Here is a 17,871-nt window from a genome sequence, read left to right as displayed (position 1 = left end):
AATGAATACGAAACGAAATAGATTACTATACGCAATGTTTACTATCATTGTTATTATTTTAGGACTTAGTTCAAGAAAGTTTGCTTTTGCACTGCCGGCTCTATTAAATGATTATTTAGGCGATGCTTTATGGGCACTCATGATTTTTACAGGGTTCGGATTTGTATTTCCTAAAATAGAAACGAAGAAATTAGCTTTTATAAGTTTGCTGTTTTGTTATGCGATTGAAATAAGCCAATTATATCATGCCGAATGGATAGATAGCATTCGTACAACGACTTTAGGTGGACTCGTATTAGGCTACGGATTTTTGTGGAGTGATTTAGTAGCTTATACAATTGGTGTTGGGATTGGAATGTTTTGTGAGTTGGTGTTACGGAAGAAATAAAAGATATAAAAAGGGGTATTTATGAAAAAAATAATATTAATAGGTTCTGGTGGTTCAGGAAAATCTGCATTAGCAAGACAGTTAGGAAATAAACTAAATATTAAGGTGCATCATCTTGATGCACTATTCTGGAAACCGAATTGGGAAGGTGTACCGAAAGAAGAGCAAAGAATAGTCCAAAATGAATTAGTTAAAGAAGATGAGTGGATTATTGATGGGAATTATGGCGGGACAATGGACATAAGAATGAACGCAGCTGATACAATCATCTTTCTTGATATTCATAGAACAATATGTGTTTATCGTGCTTTTAAAAGGGTTATACAATATCGGAATAAAACAAGACCGGATATGGGCGCGGGATGTGAAGAAAGGTTTGACTTGCAATTTTTCAAATGGATATGGGAATACCCTAAAATGAAACGACCTTCAATTTTAAAGAGGCTAAATCAATTGAGTAAGGATACAAATGTTATTATTTTAAAATCTTCAAATGAAGTAAAACTATTTTTAAAGAAGTACGATACCATAAATAGTTAGATTGTAAAAAGAAGTAACATGGGGGGGATAGGATTGAATAGATTCATTGGCCCGGTTGATTCTAATATGGTGAAAATTCCAGCAGGAAAAGTAGAATTAAGAGATGATCGAATAAAAAAAGAATGGCAAGTTCAAGTTAAACCGTTTCTTCTTGCAAAATATGTTGTAACGGTGGAATTATATGATGCGATTACGAATCTTACACCAAATTTATTGAAAGATAAAAATAAACCAGCTGTAAATATCTCATGGAATGATGCCATTATGTTTTGTAATTTACTTTCAAAAAAAGCGGGATTAAAAGAATATTATTCTATTATTGATGGTGGGCAAATTGTTAGTTGTAATGTAGATTCAAATGGCTACCGATTACCTTCAGAAGCAGAGTGGCAATATGCGTGTAAAGCAGGAACGACTGGATACATATATGGAGAACTGAAAGAGATTGCTTGGTATAATGAAAATTCAGGTGGACGTATTCATGAGGTCGGAAAAAAGGAACCGAATGCATGGGGCTTGTATGATATGTTAGGAAATGTTTGGGAATGGTGCTATGATTTGTATGATGAAAAGGTATATGGATCATACCGGATTTTTCGAGGCGGTAGCTGGGCTGAAGCAGCTAGAGGTTGCGGTGCGACTTGTCGTCGCCGTAGTCATCCTACATTTCATATAGATGACCTTGGATTTAGGCTCGCTAGGTCCATTTAGAAGAATAAGACCAAATACCTGTAATCTTAATGACAACATAGAAAAGATTTAAATTAAGGAGTGTTTAAAGTGGCACGTGTTTTATTCATTAATACTGGATCAGAAGGACATATAAATCCAACATTACAAGTTGTAGAAGAATTAGTTTCACGTGGGGAAGAGGTAATTTATTTTTCAATTGAATCTTTTAGAGAGCGTATTGAGAAGACGGGTGCTACTGTACGAACAATTGACGAGCAAAAGTTTATAAAAGCTTTTCTTTCCGGTGGTCGAAATTACTTACTAGAGAGAATAAATGGTCTTTTACATACGGCAGATGTTATTATACCAAATGTTCTGGAACAAATTGAAGGCGAACATTTTGATTACATCATTCATGATTCAATGTTTGGCTGTGGACATATAATTGCTCAAATTCTAAAGCTTCCAGCAATAAATTCATGCACATCGTTTGCACAGGATGAAAAATCATTTGAACAAATGTTAGACTACCTTTCGAAAAATATCCCAGCGGAGGTTCATGAGAGAATACAAAATGATTTTCAAAATTTAATAAAAGAAATTACGGAAAAATATAGTGTTAAAATAAACTCACCGTATGAAGTTTTCTGTAATCCAGCGCCACTTACTATTGTGTATACAATTAAAGAGTTCCAGCCTTTCGGAGATATGTTTGATGAGATATATAAATTTATAGGTCCATCTATCTCTACACAAGTGAAAAATGAAGCCTTTGATTTTACTTCAATTGAAGAAAAAAGCCCGATTTACATTTCACTAGGCACTGTTTTTAATGATGCACTTGATTTTTATAAACTTTGTATGAAGGCGTTCGAGAATAGTGATCATACAATTGTGATGTCTATTGGTAATAAAACAAAAATAAGTGATTTGGGTAATATTCCTAAAAACTTCATTGTAAAAAACTACGTACCACAAGCAAAACTACTTACATATACAAAGTTATTTATTACACATGGTGGGATGAATAGTACACATGAAGGACTTTATAATGGGATTCCACTCATTGTAATTCCACAAAGTGCAGATCAGCCAGTTATCGCAAAGCAAGTGGAGAATCTCGGAGCTGGGATTAAGTTGCACATGAAAGAACTAACTGAGGAACAACTACGTGAAAGTGTAGAACTTGTATTAAATAATCCTTCATATAAAGAAGCTGCTTTGAATTTGAAGGGGTCTTTCCAAAAATCTGGTGGCTATAAGCAAGCCGTTGATGAGATTTTTACATTTATAGATCAGTAATAAATAGAAGATTATACATGAGAAGAGTGTCTATATGAAATGATATAGACACTCTTCTGTTTTATGTAGCGAAGAATCAATTTTATTGAAAGGTTAAATATTCATTTTTATAAATTTAGGCCATAGTTTTACGAGTTAGTAATGCTTTCACAGTTTCTGCACAACTTCTGCACGTATTTTGGTGATTTCTATGTCATTATATATTCATTAAGTGAAATATTTCACATAAAAAGAAATATATTTTCACTGCGGTGTATGCATAACTAACACATACATCGATATAAGATTGTCTCTTGTTATTCTTTTACATCAAAGCCCACATTACACTACGAAGTATAACAAGAAGGGGACAGGAATATGAATAATCGATTTTTAAAACAACTACAAAACATGAAAATGAACAAAAAAAGTCTAGGTGCTGTTGCGTTAACAGCTGGAATTATTGGCACGACACTTATTCCTCAAAACGCATACGCGCACGGTTTTGTTGAAAAGCCTGGTAGCCGATCTGCTTTATGTAGTCCAACCTATGGTGCACTAAATGTAAACTGTGGAAGTGTTATGTATGAACCGCAAAGTTTAGAAGCTCTAAAAGGGTTCCCGCAAAGTGGCCCGGTTGATGGGCAAATCGCTTCTGCCGGTGGTAAATTTGGTGGTATTTTAGATCAACAAACAGCCGATCGTTGGTTTAAAAATACAATCACAGGCGGGGAAAATACATTTACTTGGAAGTATACAGCGCCTCATTTAACGAGTAAATGGCATTACTATATTACAAAAAAAGGATGGAATCCAAATAAAGCGCTTACAAGAGCAGATTTTGAACCAATTGGAACTGTACAACATGATGGTTCGGCAGCCTCAAATAATTTAACTCACAAAATCAATGTACCTACTGATCGTAGTGGATATCATGTGATTTTAGCAGTATGGGATGTAGCTGATACAGCAAATGCATTTTATAATGTAATTGATGTTAATCTCATCAATGATGTGAAACCAGATACAGAAACTCCAAGTATTCCAAATGGAATTCAGGCACAAAAAGTAACAGCGAATAGTATAGAACTAGCATGGAACGCTTCTACGGATAATGTAGGGGTAAAAGGATATCAAATCTTCCGTAACGGAGAGGTGATTGACACAGTACCAGGCACTCATTTTATTGATAAAAAATTACAACCAAGTACAGAATATTCTTATACTGTAAAAGCGATTGACACAGCTGGAAATGTCTCGAAAGAAAGTGCAGCGCTCACAGTTAAAACGACAGTTGAGGCTCCTGATACAGAAGCACCAACACAACCAAAAGGATTACATAGTATGGGAACAACAGCTTCAAGTGTGGATCTAATGTGGAGTCCTTCTGACGATAATATTGGTGTAGACCATTACGATATTTATAGAGAAACAGAAGGATCAATGAAAAAGATTGCAACATCCAATACAACATCTTATATGGATAAAAATTTACTCCCTAATACTACTTATAAATATGTAGTGAAAGCTGTTGATGTAGCTGGAAATGAATCTGTACAGAGTGATATATTCACAATTACTACAAAAACTGAAAGCGCTTCATATGAAGAGTGGGATGCAAAGAAAGCATATGAAAAGGGCGATAGAGTTCTACACGAGGGAAAAGTATATGAAGCAGTCCAGAGTTATAAAGGAAATGGGGATCCAAACTGGATTTATGCCTTATCATTATGGAAAACAATATAAGTTTTACCTAGGTATGAACTAAGAGATAAAGGGCTTTGATGCAAAAGGAAATCTTGAGAATTCACTTTTCTATTAATAAAAAGGGTAGTATATGACTACATAAAGTAGTTTCATATACTACCCTTTTTATTATGATAACATTTTCGTCATAAGTATATGTGGAATACCATCTTCCATAAATACATCCGAAGAAGTTTGATAACCTAGTTTTTTATAAAATCCTTCAGCTTGTGTTTGACCGTGCAGTTTTACTTTTGTAGCATCTTTGTTGCGTGCAATCTCTTCCAACGCTTGAATAATTACTTTTCCTAATCCGTATTTACGATAGTCTTTTAAAATACAAATGCGTTCTAATTTTCCAGCGCCGTCTACAAATCGTATACGACCTGTACCTATAGGAAGATCGTTATAATAAACTAAAATATGTTTACATTTCTCACCGATTTCATCAAAGGTATCGAATTCATCTTCAAGAGGGACATTTTGTTCTTTTACAAATACTTCTTTTCGAATATGAAAGGCAGTTTCTAAATCTGTAAGTTCTGTTATGAGTTGGGAGTGCAAATTGTTCAGCCCTTTCTAGTGTGATGTGCTTTTGTTTTCATAGTATATCATAATGATACGCAATAAAGAGAAAATATAAAAAGCTGACTGTAAGAGTCAGCTTTCATTATAATTCCTTTATCCCATTTTTTGTTCCAACAATTGCCTTACTAGTCATATTAACAAACAATCCCGTTTCAACTACACCTGTAATCATTTTTAATTGAGTGTGTATATTGGCAGGATTAGATATGTTATGAGGGAATACACAATCAATAATCACGTTATTGTTATCGGTTATAAATGTTTCATTATTTTTTAAACGTAACGTTGTTTGACAACCTAAAGATTGAATTTTCCTTTCGGTTTGTTTCCATGAAAAAGGTATAATTTCAACAGGTAATGGAAAAGTACCTAAACGGGTCACAACTTTTGATTCATCAACAATAATTATTAGTTCTTTAGAGGAGGAAGCAACAATTTTTTCGCGAAGTAATGCACCACCGCCACCTTTGATAAGCTGTAAATTAGAATCAATTTCATCCGCTCCATCAATTGTAAGATCAAGACTTTGTACGTCGTTTAACGAAATCAGGGGGATATTTAGTTGCTGTGCTAATGCTTCAGTTTTCTTTGATGTCGGTACAGCTTGAAATGATAGTCCTTCTTTGACACGTTCACCTAATTTTTGTATCGCCCAGTACACGGTAGAACCTGTTCCAAGCCCAACTTTCATTCCATCTTTTACATAGTCAGCAGCATATTCACCTGCGAGCTGTTTTAAATTCATCACTTTACTCCGCCGGACGTGGTCCAGCATCAAGACCTGAATTTTCAACAGTAAGTACCGGACGAACGACTATATCTTTATGTACACGCATTTGACACGATAAGCGTAAATGATCTTCAATTCCTTTTTCCGTCATCGCATTCTTTTCATTCGTACTCACTTCACAGAAATCACCTGCTATAATTTCTACTCTACAAGTTGTGCAACGTGCTTTTCCTCCGCAACGATGCAGTATGTGTACACCGTTGTTTTCAATCGCTAATACTAATTTTGTGCCTTCTTTTACATCAAACGTTCCCGCACCTTCAATTGTTAATTTTGGCAAATTTGTTCCTCCTCACGTAAAATTGTACATAACATATTAATGACCGCGAATTATTGAACATAAACATAATTTTTTTATATGCCCCGTAACTTTTTTATTTGTTGAATCGTTAATTAAGTAAGCGCTGAAAAGGAGTGGTTATTTTGTGCACAAAAGTAACTCATGTTTTAAAAAATCATATCGATATGAATCATTCAAATATAAACTTTTTAATTGAGCAATACGGAGAGTTGAAAAGGTACTGTACATTTTTAACGAAAAATAAATGGGACGGCGAAGATCTTGCCCAAGAAACAGTTTGTAAAGTTCTTCAAAAATATAGTAATAAAGATATTTGTATGACACTTGTATATAAAATAGCTAGAAATCGTTGGATAGATCAGATCAAATCAAAATCAGTTCATGAAAAAATAAGAGACCAAATTACTTTTGAAGAACCACAAGAGAACATTGCAGATTTGCATGAAATGGTAGGGAAAGTATTGTCGTCATTAAATGTACAGCAATCCGCAATTTTATTATTAAAGGATGTTTTTCAATATAGCATCGCTGATATTGCTAAAGTATGTTCGGTATCAGAAGGTGCAGTGAAAGCTTCTTTATTTCGGAGTAGAAATAGGCTGAAAACTGTAAGTGAAGAAGGGATTGAAGTAGTCGAATTCACAGATGATATTGAAGTTGTTGTAACGTCTATTCGTGAGGAAAGGCCGGAATTGTTAACGAAACTTCTTCCTACTATAGATTTTACTAAGTTACCATCTAAACAGCCAGTCTTATTATTTAATACGAAAAAGCCTTCTTCCTACAGTTGTATGCTTTGCGCGGCATAACAATTATTGGAGGGATTTAAAATGAATGCAATTCCATATGTAGTAGAACAAACGAAATTAGGAGAACGTTCCTATGATATATATTCGAGGTTATTAAAAGACCGAATTATTATTATCGGTTCAGAAATTAATGATCAAGTAGCGAGTAGTGTCGTAGCTCAATTATTATTTTTAGAAGCGGAAGATGCAGAGAAAGATATATATTTATACATTAATAGCCCAGGTGGTTCAACGACAGCAGGTTTTGCCATATTAGATACGATGAATCTCATTAAACCAGATGTACAAACGCTATGCATGGGATTTGCAGCATCATTTGGTGCATTGTTATTATTATCAGGTGCAAAAGGGAAACGGTTTGCGCTCCCTAACAGTGAAATTATGATTCATCAGCCACTTGGTGGTGCGCAAGGCCAGGCAACAGAAATTGAAATAACAGCGAAAAGAATACTAAAGTTAAAGCATGATATTAATAAAATGATTGCAGAAAAAACAGGGCAACCGATTGAAAGAGTGGCACATGATACAGAAAGAGATTATTTTATGACTGCTGAAGAGGCAAAGGAGTATGGAATTGTAGATGATGTTGTTACGAAAAAATAAGATAAAAACAGGCTAGAGGATATGCTAATCCTCTAGCCTGTTTTATTAATCTTTTACCCATTCATCAACAAGTGCTTGATTCTTTTTAATCCATTTTCGCGCAGCTTCTTCGGGATCTTTCGTTTTATTTAACATGACCATTAATGTGCCAAGCTGCTCATCATTCATTTTCCATTTATCAAAGTATTTTATAACATCCGGGTGATCTTTTTCGAATCCTTTACGAACAGAGTAATAAATGTCATCTTTTTCACCATATACTTTCTTAGGGTCTTTTAAATATTTTAAGTCAAATTCTGAAAAGCCCCAATGCGGATTCCAAAGCGTAACAGCGATTGGTTTCTTTTTCGTATAGGCTTTCTTTAACTCACTCATCATCGCAGCTTCAGAGGATTGGACAAGTTTTAGTTTAATATTATATTCTTTCATTGCTTTATTCGTTAAATTCATAAGACTACTACCGGGTTCGATACCGATAATTTTATTGTCTAGTTCATCTTTATGAGCATTTAAATCTTCGATACTGCTTATGTTTTTCACATAAGAAGGCACGACTAAACCTAGCCCAGTACCCTCATACCATTTTGATTTTAAGACAATGTCATCTTTATAACGATTGTTTAGTGGTTTATCCGTAACTGGTAGCCATACTTCTAAATTAGCATCCACATCACCGCGAGCGACTCCAGTCCAAATCGCAGCTTTTTCTAAATACATGAGTTCAACTTTATAGCCTTTTTGTTCTAGTAATACTTTCCACATGTTTGCAGTTGCAATATTTTCTTTCCAACTTGTTACACCAAGTTTAATTTTTCCTTTCGAATTTGCATTTGTTGCATTACATGAAGTGAAAATCATAGTAATAAATAATACAAGGCATATAAACCAAATTTTCTTTCGCATCGAAAACCTCCTAAGAAACGTTTGCCTCTTTAAATAAATGTATAAGTAAGCATTCTTATTATGAACGGAAACGAGAATTTTAAAGAAATCTTATGAATGTCATTTTTATGTAATATTTCTTTGCAAAATCGCAACACTATATGAGTAGATGGGTAGAAAAGGAGTAGTGACATGGATAATACAAAGGTGCGTGTTGAAAACGTAACAAAAGTATTTGGGAAACACCCGCAAAGAGCGCTTACCTTATTAAAAGAAGGAAAAAGCAAATCGGAAATTTTAAAAGAGACAGGAATGAATGTTGGCGTAAAGAAGGCAACGTTTGAAGTATACACCGGAGAAATTTTCGTTATTATGGGTTTGTCTGGTAGCGGAAAATCAACACTAGTTCGAATGCTTAATCAATTAATCAAACCAACAGCAGGGCATATATACATAGACGGTGAAGACATCGCAACGATGGGAAAAGAAGAGTTGCGAAGAGTGAGGAGAACGAAGATGAGCATGGTATTTCAAAAGTTCGCTTTATTTCCTCACCGTACAGTGATACAAAATGTTGCGTACGGGTTAGAAATTCAAGGAGTGCCAGTAGAAGAGCGAGAAAATAAGGCACTAGAATCATTGAAGTTAGTAGGACTCGATCATCATAAAGATAATTATCCAAGTCAACTTAGTGGCGGTATGCAGCAACGTGTTGGAATCGCAAGGGCATTAACAAATAATCCAGATGTATTACTAATGGACGAGTCATTCAGTGCATTAGATCCACTAATTCGAAAAGAAATGCAAGATGAATTGTTAGAGCTACAAGATAAAATGGAAAAAACAATTATATTTATTACACACGATTTAGATGAAGCACTGCGAATTGGGGATCGTATTGCATTAATGAAGGATGGCGAAATCGTTCAAATTGGAACGCCGGAAGAAATTATGATGAGTCCTGCCAATGAATTTGTAGAGAAGTTCGTGGCGGACGTGAATTTAGGAAAAGTAATCACGGCGGAATCTATATTAAAACGACCGGAGACTTTATTAATTGATCGTGGACCACGTGTAGCACTTCAAATCATGAGGAACGCCGGTGTTTCTACTGTGTATGTTGTCAACAAAAAGTATGAATTTTTAGGTATATTAACCGCGGATGATGCGAGTAAAGCAGTACAAAAACAGTGGCCGATTGCTGATTTATTACTTAATGATATTCCGCATGTTTATTTGGATACTTTACTTGAGGAAACATATGCAAAAATGGCGGAGATGAAATATCCGTTACCAGTAATTGATGAGAAGAAAAGACTTAGAGGAATCATTAAACGTGAAAGTGTCATTCAAGCTCTTGCAGGAAACATTGAGGAAGAGGTGAAAGACGATGAATAGTATACCACGTATTCCTTTAGGGGAATGGGTCGACTTATTTGTTGCAAGTTTATATGAACACTTTGAGGGGTTATTCCGAGGATTCTCTTATATTATCGGTGGATTCGTTGATTTACTCACTAATTTCTTAACAATAATACCAGCCATATTGATGATTATTATATTGTGTTTCCTCATTTGGTACACAACAAGAAAATTATCTTTAGTCATTTTTACGCTTATCGGGCTATTATTTATTTTAAATATTAACTACTGGGCACAAACGATGCAAACATTAGCACTTGTACTTACATCCGTTATTATTTCAATTATTGTAGGAATTCCAATTGGGATATTAGCATCTCAAAATGAACGTTTCTCAAAATTTTTAAAACCGACGTTAGATTTTATGCAAACAATGCCAGCGTTCGTCTATCTTATTCCTGCGATTACATTTTTCGGCGTAGGTGTAGTACCTGGGATTATTGCATCAGTAATCTTTGCAATGCCGCCGACAATTCGCTTTACAGACTTAGGAATTAGACAAGTTCCAGAAGATTTAATTGAAGCAGCGAATGCATTTGGATCTACAGCATCACAAAAACTATTTAAAGTACAATTACCACTCGCAACCGGAACGATAATGGCTGGAGTGAACCAAAGTATTATGCTTTCGTTATCAATGGTTGTAACCGCATCACTTGTAGGAGCACCTGGACTTGGCGTCGATGTATATCGTTCTGTAACACAAGTTAATATCGGAATGGGATTTGAAGCCGGACTAGCTATTGTTGTCATTGCGATTATATTAGACCGTATTACACAAGGGTTTCACCAAAAAAGAAGATAAAAAGAAAACACACTTTATTATACAAAGTGTGTTTTTTGTTTGAAAAGATTACATACGAACAATAACAGAACCGCCAGCTGGTGCACAAACTTGGTTCTGCTGTTGTTCCATTGATTTAATTAAATGATTATTTTCTTCAATTAATGAGATTAGTTTCGCTAATTGACTTTCAAGATTTGCAATACGCTGCATCATATATTGTGAATCATGATGCAATGTATTCCTTACAGGATGAGGGGAATAAACATATTGTTGATTTATATTTGGATTCCAATGAGGATGCATTTGAATCGTTCCTCCTTAAATAAATTACTGATCTTTCTTATAGTAAATGCCTATATATATTTAATGGTTACTTGAAATTTTTCAATTGTAAAAGGAGTATGTACAGAAAATGGAAAATATTATATATGAAGTTCAAGTACATTTTTTGGGAATGTTCAAGTGAGATAGTGAATATATGAATACATTCCATTAAATGTATGTTGTTTAGCGAGAAATGATGGGAGGAGATGTAATTTTGGCTAAAAATAATAAAAATGATGCTTTGGCGATAGGTGTTGGTATAGGGGTTGTAATTGGTGTATTTCAAGGGTACTTTACAAATAATTTAGTAATTGGCATTGTCATTGGGATTGTAATTGGAATTGCATTTTTGAAGAAATAATGAGGTCTAAATTCATTTCAAAAATTGCCGTGTCAAAAGAATGAATTTTCGGAATATAAATCCTGTTTTTCCTTTTTTTGTGGTATTATATATAAAAAGGTTGGTGATGGATATGTCAACAAACAATCAAGTAGAACAAAACTGCTTTATTTGTGAAAAACATATAGGAAATATTATAGTTCCAGGTGGTGCTATTTATGAAGATGATCTTATATACGTTGGACATGTCCATTGGGATAGAGAAGAAACATACTTGGGTTATGTAATGATAGATATAAAAAGGCATGTACCTGGCCTTGCTGAACTAACAGATGAAGAAGCGAAAGCGTTCGGACTTATAACAAGTAGAGTAAGTAAAGCGCTAAAAGAAAGTGAAGGTGCGGAACATATTTACACTTTTGTTTCAGGAAATGGTGTACCACATATGCATATGCACATCATACCGCGTTATGCAAATACACCAAAAGAGTTTTGGTCACCGACTGAAGTGGCGAAATGGACCGGTGCGCCTTATGGTGACGCAGAAAAAATCAAAAAACTATGCGAAAGAATACGAAAATATATGGTGAGTGAATATGCATACAACAAATAATAGACAATATTCATGGGTTGGAAATACGAAGATGTGTTTAGACAAAGTTTCAGTAAAACAATATGGTGATATTGTGCTCGGTATATATGGTGGGAATATAAGTGCCGGAGCAAAAAAGAATGAAGATGGTGCGTTAGTTTGGTCAAATGGTGATTGGGAATTTGCAGCTATTTTAGATGGACATAATAGTGCGGAAAGTGTTGATTTAGTAGTAAATACAATCCAAAAGGAATATGAACATATAAAAGTAATGATGAATGAATCAATTGATACAGTATTTCGATCTGTTGAAAATCATCTACTTACAATCTTTCAATCCTCTTCATTTAATGAAAAGTGCCAAAGCATTAAAGGTGAAACAGCTTGCTTAATAGGTGTAAGAAAAGAAAATTATATATGGTGGTTATCTATTGGCGATTGCCTCATTTATGTATTTCATGAAGAGTTACATAAGTTAGGACAATATGCATTAAATCAACGTCATTTTTACGAATGGGTTGGAAATGTAAACACATTTGATTTACCTGTTCCTTGCTATTCAACAGGCATTCGTGAATTACGTACTGGAAAGAATCGAATTGTAATGGTTACAGATGGAGTATTAGAATGCAGGGAACGTCATTATGAAACACCATTGAATCTGTATAATGATATGAATAGAAATAATGTAGAACTTGAAGAAAGTGTTCATCATGTATTAGAGCACGTTCATCATCAATTCGGACGAGATAGTGCGACAATTATTAGTTGGGACGTTGAAAACAAAGAGAATGCTACATATCCGAGTGATCAACCGGATAAAAGGTAAAGGAGGAGACATCACTGTTTTTAGTTAAAGGAATTTTATTAGTATTATGGATCATTTTCTTAGTTGTTTTGGAAAAAGTAGTGAGAAAAAAATTAAATATACCGAAACAAATTGACTGGAATAGTAAATATGTAAACAACGCTCATAAATGGGGCATTAGGGCTCTTATCATTTCTTATATAGTTATTACGATGATATGTGCCACTTTAAATCCTATTTATATTAGTAATTTACCCATTTTATTTTTAATAACTTTATACTGCTTTCAATCATATATGGAATGGAAATTTGATAAAGAATCAAGGGAATATGTCATTTCTTTAGGAACGGTCCCATTATTAATAATAACAGGAATTATGCTTAATCTTTTCTTTTATAACTATTGGATTTAATCATATGTGGAATGAATGGGGAGACAAATGAAAAATCCTAAATTACGTGCTGAAGTAATGATTTTAAATAAAGATCATTCTAAAGTGCTTGTTCAATGTGATGAGAATGAATCATTTTACAGTTTTCCAGGAGGTTCTATTGAATTTGGTGAGACGGCACAAGAAGCAATAATGCGGGAGTTGATGGAAGAATATGATTTGAAAGTTGATGTTCAAAAGTTAGCAATTATGAGTGAGCATATTTTTGAGTGGAAGAATGAAAAAGGACATCACTGTACATTGATACATGGGGGAACTGTTGAAGAGATAATTACCAATGAAATAAGACATAAATAACATGCGGATATTATAATAATATGGAAAAGTATAGAAGGATTAAAAACGAAGCTAACATATCCTGAAGGGATTGTAAGTTATTTAGAAAAGGATAACCATAATATAGTCCACTTTATTTCTAAAAATAAATAAAGTTATAGGAGGTGGAGTAATGGGAACTTCTACTTTTTGGATTATAAGTATTGTATTTTGTATAGCTGTTTATTTTTTTGATAAGTTTTTAAGAAAAAAATTGAATATGCCAAAGAGTGGTTTTTGGGGATATAAAAAACATGTAAATAGTTTACATAAAAAATTGGAAATAGGACTTCTTTTTATTTATTTAATAACTAGTTTTATTTTTATCTTTAAATTCGAAAGTGTTAATATTGCTTATGTCATTTTTACTTATTTAGGCGGAACGTTAGTATTAAGAGCAATGATGGAATGGAAATTTGATAGAGAATCGAAAGAATATATATTTTCGATGATCGGAGTATTTACATTTGCTTTTATGACTTCGATGCTTTTCTACTTCTTTCCAACTGCCGCATAAAAAAATGATTGTTGGTGGTATAAATAATGAGATGAATTGAAGAGAAGGTAAGTTATTCACAAAAGGATAACTGTCATGTAATCCACTTTATTTTAAATAATGCAACGTAGTAATAGGAGGGGATTGAACATGTGGAATTCTTCTGTTTGGATAATAATTATAGGAATTGCTATAGGCGGATATTTTTTAGAGCAATTTTTAAGAAGAAAGTTGAATATGGAGAAGAGGGGTTTCTTTGGATATAAGCATGTAAATAGCTTGCATGTAAAATTGGAAATTGTATTGTTTATTATTTATTTTGTAAGTATTATTATTTATGTTAATAGAGATGAAAATGCAAACATAGGGTATGCCTTTTTCATTTTTTTTTGCAACGTTATGGACGTTACGCGCATGGATGGAGTGGAAATTTGATAGAGAATCGAAAGAATACATCCTTTCTACAATAGGTTTACTTGCATTTGTAGTTATGATTTCATTGCTACTTTACTTCGATCCGATTTCAGCGTAAAAGTAAGTCTATAGATATAAAACGAGGGGATGAAATGGTTTGGGGTTAAATAACATATTAGAACAAATTCGAGTGAAGTCTGTAGAGCAATCACTACAAATAATAGGTATTGATGGTTGTGGTGGCGCAGGAAAAAGTACGATAGCTAATAAAATAAAAAGTAAGTTTTCCACTGTAACGGTTGTACATATGGACGATTTTTATTTACCATCTGCACAAATTGTAAATGAACATCCTACGAATAAATCGATTGGTGCAGATTTTGATTGGAAACGCCTTTTACAAGAAGTTTTAGATCCGATTAGTAATGGCGTTGAAGGCTGTTATAAACGTTATGATTGGGAAACGGATTCTTTAGCCGAATCTCATAATGTCCCTGCAAACGGAATTGTTATTATAGAAGGTGTATATGCAACACGTCAGGAGCTGGCTGAAGTGTATGATTTGAAAATATGGGTGAATTGCCCTCGTGAAACACGGATAAAAAGAGGGATTGCTAGAGACGGGGAAGCAGCGCGCGATATGTGGGAAAACAATTGGATGGTTGCTGAAGATATGTATGTAGAAAGTCATAAGCCACATAAATTGGCAGATTTTATTATTGATGGTACAAATCATGAGATAACTAATAAATAAGGAACCATTTACTACTAAATGGTTCCTTATTTAAATTTATCATTTATTTTGGCTAATATCGATGTAACAAAATTTGTTTTGTCCTCTGCATATTGATGTTTATCATTAGGATTAGCTCGTGAAAGTTGAATCTTTAACTGTTCATACTGAATACGAGAAGTTTTGTTGTCTATTAAGTAATCTCTGAATTGTAATTGTTCTATTAAATATTTGTTCCTGTGTTCATACATATGAATTTGATGAGTTCGTGGCTCGCCTTTATTAAAATAGTATCTTTCAGGCAGTACATCTTTTCTATACTTATAATTTAGTAGTTCTAACTTTTTAATACATGTTAAACCGTACTTATAATCTTCTAATTCGATCGCGATATCAATTATTGGCTTTGCACTTAAATGTGGAATAGAAGTACTACCAATATGGTGTATCGCTAAAATATGTTCGCCAATTTGTTCCTCAATGAATTGTTTCTCTTTTAAAAACTCAAACTCCCATTCTTCAGACCACGGAACTAAAAACACTTTCCCATACGGTAAACCTAACATTTAATTAGCACCTCTTTCAAAATTTATTTGGAAAAGTTAATTACATTTTCTTAAAGCTTCTCAAAACAAGGTACTCCCACAATCTCCAAGGAAGAATCTTCTTCGCTAAGATCATAAATTTTACACCTTTTCCAATTGGATATCGTAAATTCGTATGCTTCGATTCAGCAATTTTTACGATTTTATGAGCAACATCTATTGGATTACCAAATGTATCACTACCGCTATTCATATGTTTTTGTATTTTATCCATATAATCTTTGTAAGGAGAAATTGTATCAGATTGGTTTGTAGCTAGTTGTTTACCAACTTCCCAAATGTTTGTGTTATAAGAACCTGGTTCAACTAAAGCAACATCTATTCCGAAAGGTTGTACTTCTAAACGAAGGGATTCACTCCAGCCTTCTAATGCATATTTTGAAGAGACGTAAGGGGATAGACCAGGAAAGCCAACTTGGCCACTAATACTGCTTATATTAATGATTTTTCCATTTTTTTGTTCTCTCATATAAGGTAAAACAAGCTGAGTGATTGAAATAGCACCAAAAAGGTTCGTTTCAAATTGTTTACGGTATTCCGGTACTGGAATTTCTTCTACAAAGCCCCCATTTGCATATCCTGCATTATTAATAAGAAGGTCTACTCTGTTTATTTCTTTTAAAAATAATTGGAAGTTATGTATTGAGTTTTGATCGGTTACATCTAATTGTTGAATTTTTATGTTTTGCTGCAAGTTGAGTTGAGTAGCTTGAGATATTAGATTTTCTTGTTTATTAAGGTTTCGCATTGTAGCAATGACTAAATAGTCTTTTTTCACAAGCTCAAGTGTAGTTAATAGTCCGAATCCACTTGAAGCCCCTGTTATAACTGCGATTTTTTTATTCATTTTTTGCTCACTTTCTTTTTCTTTTATCATAACGAGTTATATTGCGAAAAGCTATTTATTGTATAAAGATATTTGTTATAATTGAAAATAATTATCAATTAACTAATGATTTATTTATTAAAGGAGTGTGAATTTCATGAGGACTAACGGTTTTCATGATATTTTTCATAAATATTTTCATGGATTACAAATGGCAGATGAAAGATATATGAATGTACCAAAAATATTAGGTAAAGGTGAAGTACGAAGGTGGACCTCGTTTTCTGGAATGGAAATTGTGTTTTCAAATTTTCAATTCTGTAATAATCACCATATTCAATTTGCATCAGATGCAGCAATGGTGGAGCTTAATTTTTGTTTTCAAGGTTCTGGGGAGGTACAAGTAGGTCATTCTTCGCATGAATTAAAGCCTGGAAATAGCTATTTATATTTTATGAATGATTTTGATGTGTTATTTGAATATGAAAAAGAGAAGCCTCTATATTCATTAGCTATTGGAATCCCTGTACCATTGTTTAATCATTTTATGCTGGATTATACGGATGAAGGAATGCTTAATTTTCACGCCCTATTAGGTAATCACTCCTTTAAAAAGTTGCAAAGTCCAATTGACTCTCTATCAGCTAATATTATTTCAAAAATGATAGACTTTCCACATCAAGATCGTATATATCAACTAGAAATTGAAAGTAAAGTGCTTGAATTACTCTCCATACATTTTGGGAGGTTTTTGTTAAAGAATCGTAATGAAATAAAAAGAAGAGTTTTATCAAAAAGTGATATAAATAAAATAAAACGTGCTGAAGAAATATTAGTGCAACGGATGGAATTACCACCATCATTATTAGAATTAGCTCAGTTAGTAGGTTTAAATGATTATAAATTAAAACTGGGATTTAAAGAGGTATTTGGTACATCTGCATTTGCATATTTAAGAGAACAGCGAATGGAACGGGCGATGTTTTTATTACGTTTGGGAACTAATAATGTAACTGAAACAGCAGTCGCTGTTGGGTACAAAAATATTAGTCACTTTTCAGAGTCATTTAAAAAGAAATATGGAATAAATCCTTCTGAAATTTTACGTATGTATTAAAAATCCGTTATACCGTAAACTCCTCCGTCATTTGGTAGTT

General features: G+C 33.5%; 23 protein-coding genes and 2 pseudogenes. 18 read left to right on the top strand and 7 right to left on the bottom strand.

Features of this window, described 5'->3' with window-relative positions; all coding sequences use genetic code 11:
* Position 1: 1 nt before the first annotated feature.
* From ACXY7N_RS19405 to ACXY7N_RS19385, 5 genes are all read left to right on the top strand, one after another.
* Positions 2-388 carry a ribosomal maturation YjgA family protein gene (locus tag ACXY7N_RS19405; protein WP_016087554.1) on the top strand — a complete coding sequence of 129 codons (387 nt, stop codon included), beginning with the start codon at positions 2-4 and terminating at the stop codon, positions 386-388.
* A gap of 21 nt (positions 389-409) precedes the next feature.
* The gene (locus tag ACXY7N_RS19400) at positions 410-928 is read left to right on the top strand and encodes a DNA topology modulation protein (protein ID WP_488592567.1); all 519 of its coding nucleotides are present in this window, start codon (positions 410-412) and stop codon (positions 926-928) included.
* A gap of 18 nt (positions 929-946) precedes the next feature.
* Positions 947-1,639 carry a formylglycine-generating enzyme family protein gene (locus ACXY7N_RS19395; RefSeq protein WP_016134692.1) on the top strand — a complete coding sequence of 231 codons (693 nt, stop codon included), beginning with the start codon at positions 947-949 and terminating at the stop codon, positions 1,637-1,639.
* Positions 1,640-1,708: 69 nt separating this feature from the next.
* Complete coding sequence (locus tag ACXY7N_RS19390) at positions 1,709-2,902, top strand: macrolide family glycosyltransferase (RefSeq protein ID WP_016134691.1); 1,194 nt, start codon at positions 1,709-1,711, stop codon at positions 2,900-2,902.
* Positions 2,903-3,259: 357 nt separating this feature from the next.
* Positions 3,260-4,627 carry a lytic polysaccharide monooxygenase gene (locus tag ACXY7N_RS19385; protein ID WP_016134690.1) on the top strand — a complete coding sequence of 456 codons (1,368 nt, stop codon included), beginning with the start codon at positions 3,260-3,262 and terminating at the stop codon, positions 4,625-4,627.
* A gap of 129 nt (positions 4,628-4,756) precedes the next feature.
* Here ACXY7N_RS19385 and ACXY7N_RS19380 read toward each other — a convergent pair whose 3' ends face one another.
* The 3 genes from ACXY7N_RS19380 to ACXY7N_RS19370 form a co-directional block, all read right to left on the bottom strand.
* A complete protein-coding gene (locus ACXY7N_RS19380; protein ID WP_016134689.1) occupies positions 4,757-5,191 on the bottom strand; it encodes a GNAT family N-acetyltransferase in 435 nt (144 codons plus the stop codon).
* 106 nt (positions 5,192-5,297) lie between these two features.
* Entirely contained in the window at positions 5,298-5,960 is a 663-nt protein-coding gene (rpiA, locus tag ACXY7N_RS19375) for a ribose-5-phosphate isomerase RpiA (protein WP_016134688.1), read from the bottom strand.
* A gap of 4 nt (positions 5,961-5,964) precedes the next feature.
* Positions 5,965-6,285: a 2Fe-2S iron-sulfur cluster-binding protein gene (locus ACXY7N_RS19370; RefSeq protein ID WP_016134687.1), complete on the bottom strand. Its 321-nt coding sequence runs from the start codon at positions 6,283-6,285 to the stop codon at positions 5,965-5,967.
* A gap of 143 nt (positions 6,286-6,428) precedes the next feature.
* Between ACXY7N_RS19370 and ACXY7N_RS19365 the strand changes: the two genes are divergently transcribed.
* Positions 6,429-7,115 (top strand): RNA polymerase subunit sigma-70, encoded by a 687-nt coding sequence (locus ACXY7N_RS19365; RefSeq protein ID WP_016087562.1) that lies wholly within the window; start codon positions 6,429-6,431, stop codon positions 7,113-7,115.
* Between the two features lie 21 nt (positions 7,116-7,136).
* A complete protein-coding gene (clpP, locus tag ACXY7N_RS19360) occupies positions 7,137-7,718 on the top strand; it encodes an ATP-dependent Clp endopeptidase proteolytic subunit ClpP (protein WP_000991620.1) in 582 nt (193 codons plus the stop codon).
* Between the two features lie 45 nt (positions 7,719-7,763).
* Here the strand turns inward: clpP and ACXY7N_RS19355 are convergent, their stop codons facing one another.
* Entirely contained in the window at positions 7,764-8,621 is an 858-nt protein-coding gene (locus ACXY7N_RS19355) for a glycine betaine ABC transporter substrate-binding protein (protein ID WP_016087564.1), read from the bottom strand.
* A gap of 171 nt (positions 8,622-8,792) precedes the next feature.
* On the opposite strand from ACXY7N_RS19355, the gene ACXY7N_RS19350 reads away from it, so the two are divergent.
* Positions 8,793-9,998, top strand: coding sequence for a quaternary amine ABC transporter ATP-binding protein (locus tag ACXY7N_RS19350; protein ID WP_016087565.1), 1,206 nt, complete (start codon positions 8,793-8,795; stop codon positions 9,996-9,998).
* Positions 9,991-10,827 (top strand): ABC transporter permease, encoded by an 837-nt coding sequence (locus tag ACXY7N_RS19345; RefSeq protein ID WP_016134686.1) that lies wholly within the window; start codon positions 9,991-9,993, stop codon positions 10,825-10,827. The genes ACXY7N_RS19350 and ACXY7N_RS19345 overlap by 8 nt, the downstream gene beginning before the upstream one ends.
* Before the next feature lie 48 nt (positions 10,828-10,875).
* On the opposite strand, the gene ACXY7N_RS19340 is transcribed toward ACXY7N_RS19345, so the two are convergent.
* Positions 10,876-11,112 (bottom strand): hypothetical protein, encoded by a 237-nt coding sequence (locus ACXY7N_RS19340; RefSeq protein WP_116363405.1) that lies wholly within the window; start codon positions 11,110-11,112, stop codon positions 10,876-10,878.
* A 217-nt stretch (positions 11,113-11,329) separates the two neighbouring features.
* Between ACXY7N_RS19340 and ACXY7N_RS19335 the strand changes: the two genes are divergently transcribed.
* The 8 genes and pseudogenes from ACXY7N_RS19335 (at position 11,330) to ACXY7N_RS19300 (ending at position 15,304) form a co-directional block, all read left to right on the top strand.
* Positions 11,330-11,494 carry a glycine zipper domain-containing protein gene (locus tag ACXY7N_RS19335; RefSeq protein WP_016087567.1) on the top strand — a complete coding sequence of 55 codons (165 nt, stop codon included), beginning with the start codon at positions 11,330-11,332 and terminating at the stop codon, positions 11,492-11,494.
* A 40-nt stretch (positions 11,495-11,534) separates the two neighbouring features.
* The gene (locus ACXY7N_RS19330; protein WP_116363406.1) at positions 11,535-12,086 is read left to right on the top strand and encodes an HIT family protein; all 552 of its coding nucleotides are present in this window, start codon (positions 11,535-11,537) and stop codon (positions 12,084-12,086) included.
* Positions 12,070-12,894: a PP2C family serine/threonine-protein phosphatase gene (locus ACXY7N_RS19325; protein WP_488592566.1), complete on the top strand. Its 825-nt coding sequence runs from the start codon at positions 12,070-12,072 to the stop codon at positions 12,892-12,894. The genes ACXY7N_RS19330 and ACXY7N_RS19325 overlap by 17 nt, the downstream gene beginning before the upstream one ends.
* Positions 12,895-12,962: 68 nt before the next feature.
* Positions 12,963-13,286 (top strand): DUF4181 domain-containing protein, encoded by a 324-nt coding sequence (locus ACXY7N_RS19320; protein WP_082181410.1) that lies wholly within the window; start codon positions 12,963-12,965, stop codon positions 13,284-13,286.
* A 27-nt stretch (positions 13,287-13,313) separates the two neighbouring features.
* Positions 13,314-13,754 (top strand): annotated as a pseudogene (locus ACXY7N_RS19315) (NUDIX domain-containing protein).
* A gap of 19 nt (positions 13,755-13,773) precedes the next feature.
* Positions 13,774-14,157: a DUF4181 domain-containing protein gene (locus ACXY7N_RS19310; protein ID WP_016087572.1), complete on the top strand. Its 384-nt coding sequence runs from the start codon at positions 13,774-13,776 to the stop codon at positions 14,155-14,157.
* Between the two features lie 99 nt (positions 14,158-14,256).
* Positions 14,257-14,668: pseudogene (locus ACXY7N_RS19305) on the top strand (DUF4181 domain-containing protein).
* Between the two features lie 39 nt (positions 14,669-14,707).
* Positions 14,708-15,304 (top strand): uridine kinase family protein, encoded by a 597-nt coding sequence (locus ACXY7N_RS19300; protein ID WP_098560194.1) that lies wholly within the window; start codon positions 14,708-14,710, stop codon positions 15,302-15,304.
* 26 nt (positions 15,305-15,330) lie between these two features.
* On the opposite strand, the gene ACXY7N_RS19295 is transcribed toward ACXY7N_RS19300, so the two are convergent.
* Positions 15,331-15,849: a GrpB family protein gene (locus ACXY7N_RS19295; RefSeq protein ID WP_098878904.1), complete on the bottom strand. Its 519-nt coding sequence runs from the start codon at positions 15,847-15,849 to the stop codon at positions 15,331-15,333.
* Between the two features lie 40 nt (positions 15,850-15,889).
* Positions 15,890-16,735 (bottom strand): oxidoreductase, encoded by an 846-nt coding sequence (locus ACXY7N_RS19290; RefSeq protein WP_016134679.1) that lies wholly within the window; start codon positions 16,733-16,735, stop codon positions 15,890-15,892.
* 136 nt (positions 16,736-16,871) lie between these two features.
* Here ACXY7N_RS19290 and ACXY7N_RS19285 point away from each other — a divergent pair, with 136 nt between their 5' ends.
* The gene (locus ACXY7N_RS19285; protein ID WP_016087578.1) at positions 16,872-17,831 is read left to right on the top strand and encodes a helix-turn-helix transcriptional regulator; all 960 of its coding nucleotides are present in this window, start codon (positions 16,872-16,874) and stop codon (positions 17,829-17,831) included.
* The last annotated feature ends 40 nt before the right edge of the window (positions 17,832-17,871 follow it).

It is taken from the genome of Bacillus sp. 5w2 (genome assembly GCF_054353775.1).
Note: the sequence above shows the minus strand (reverse complement) of the source record. Positions and strands in the feature narration are given on the sequence as shown.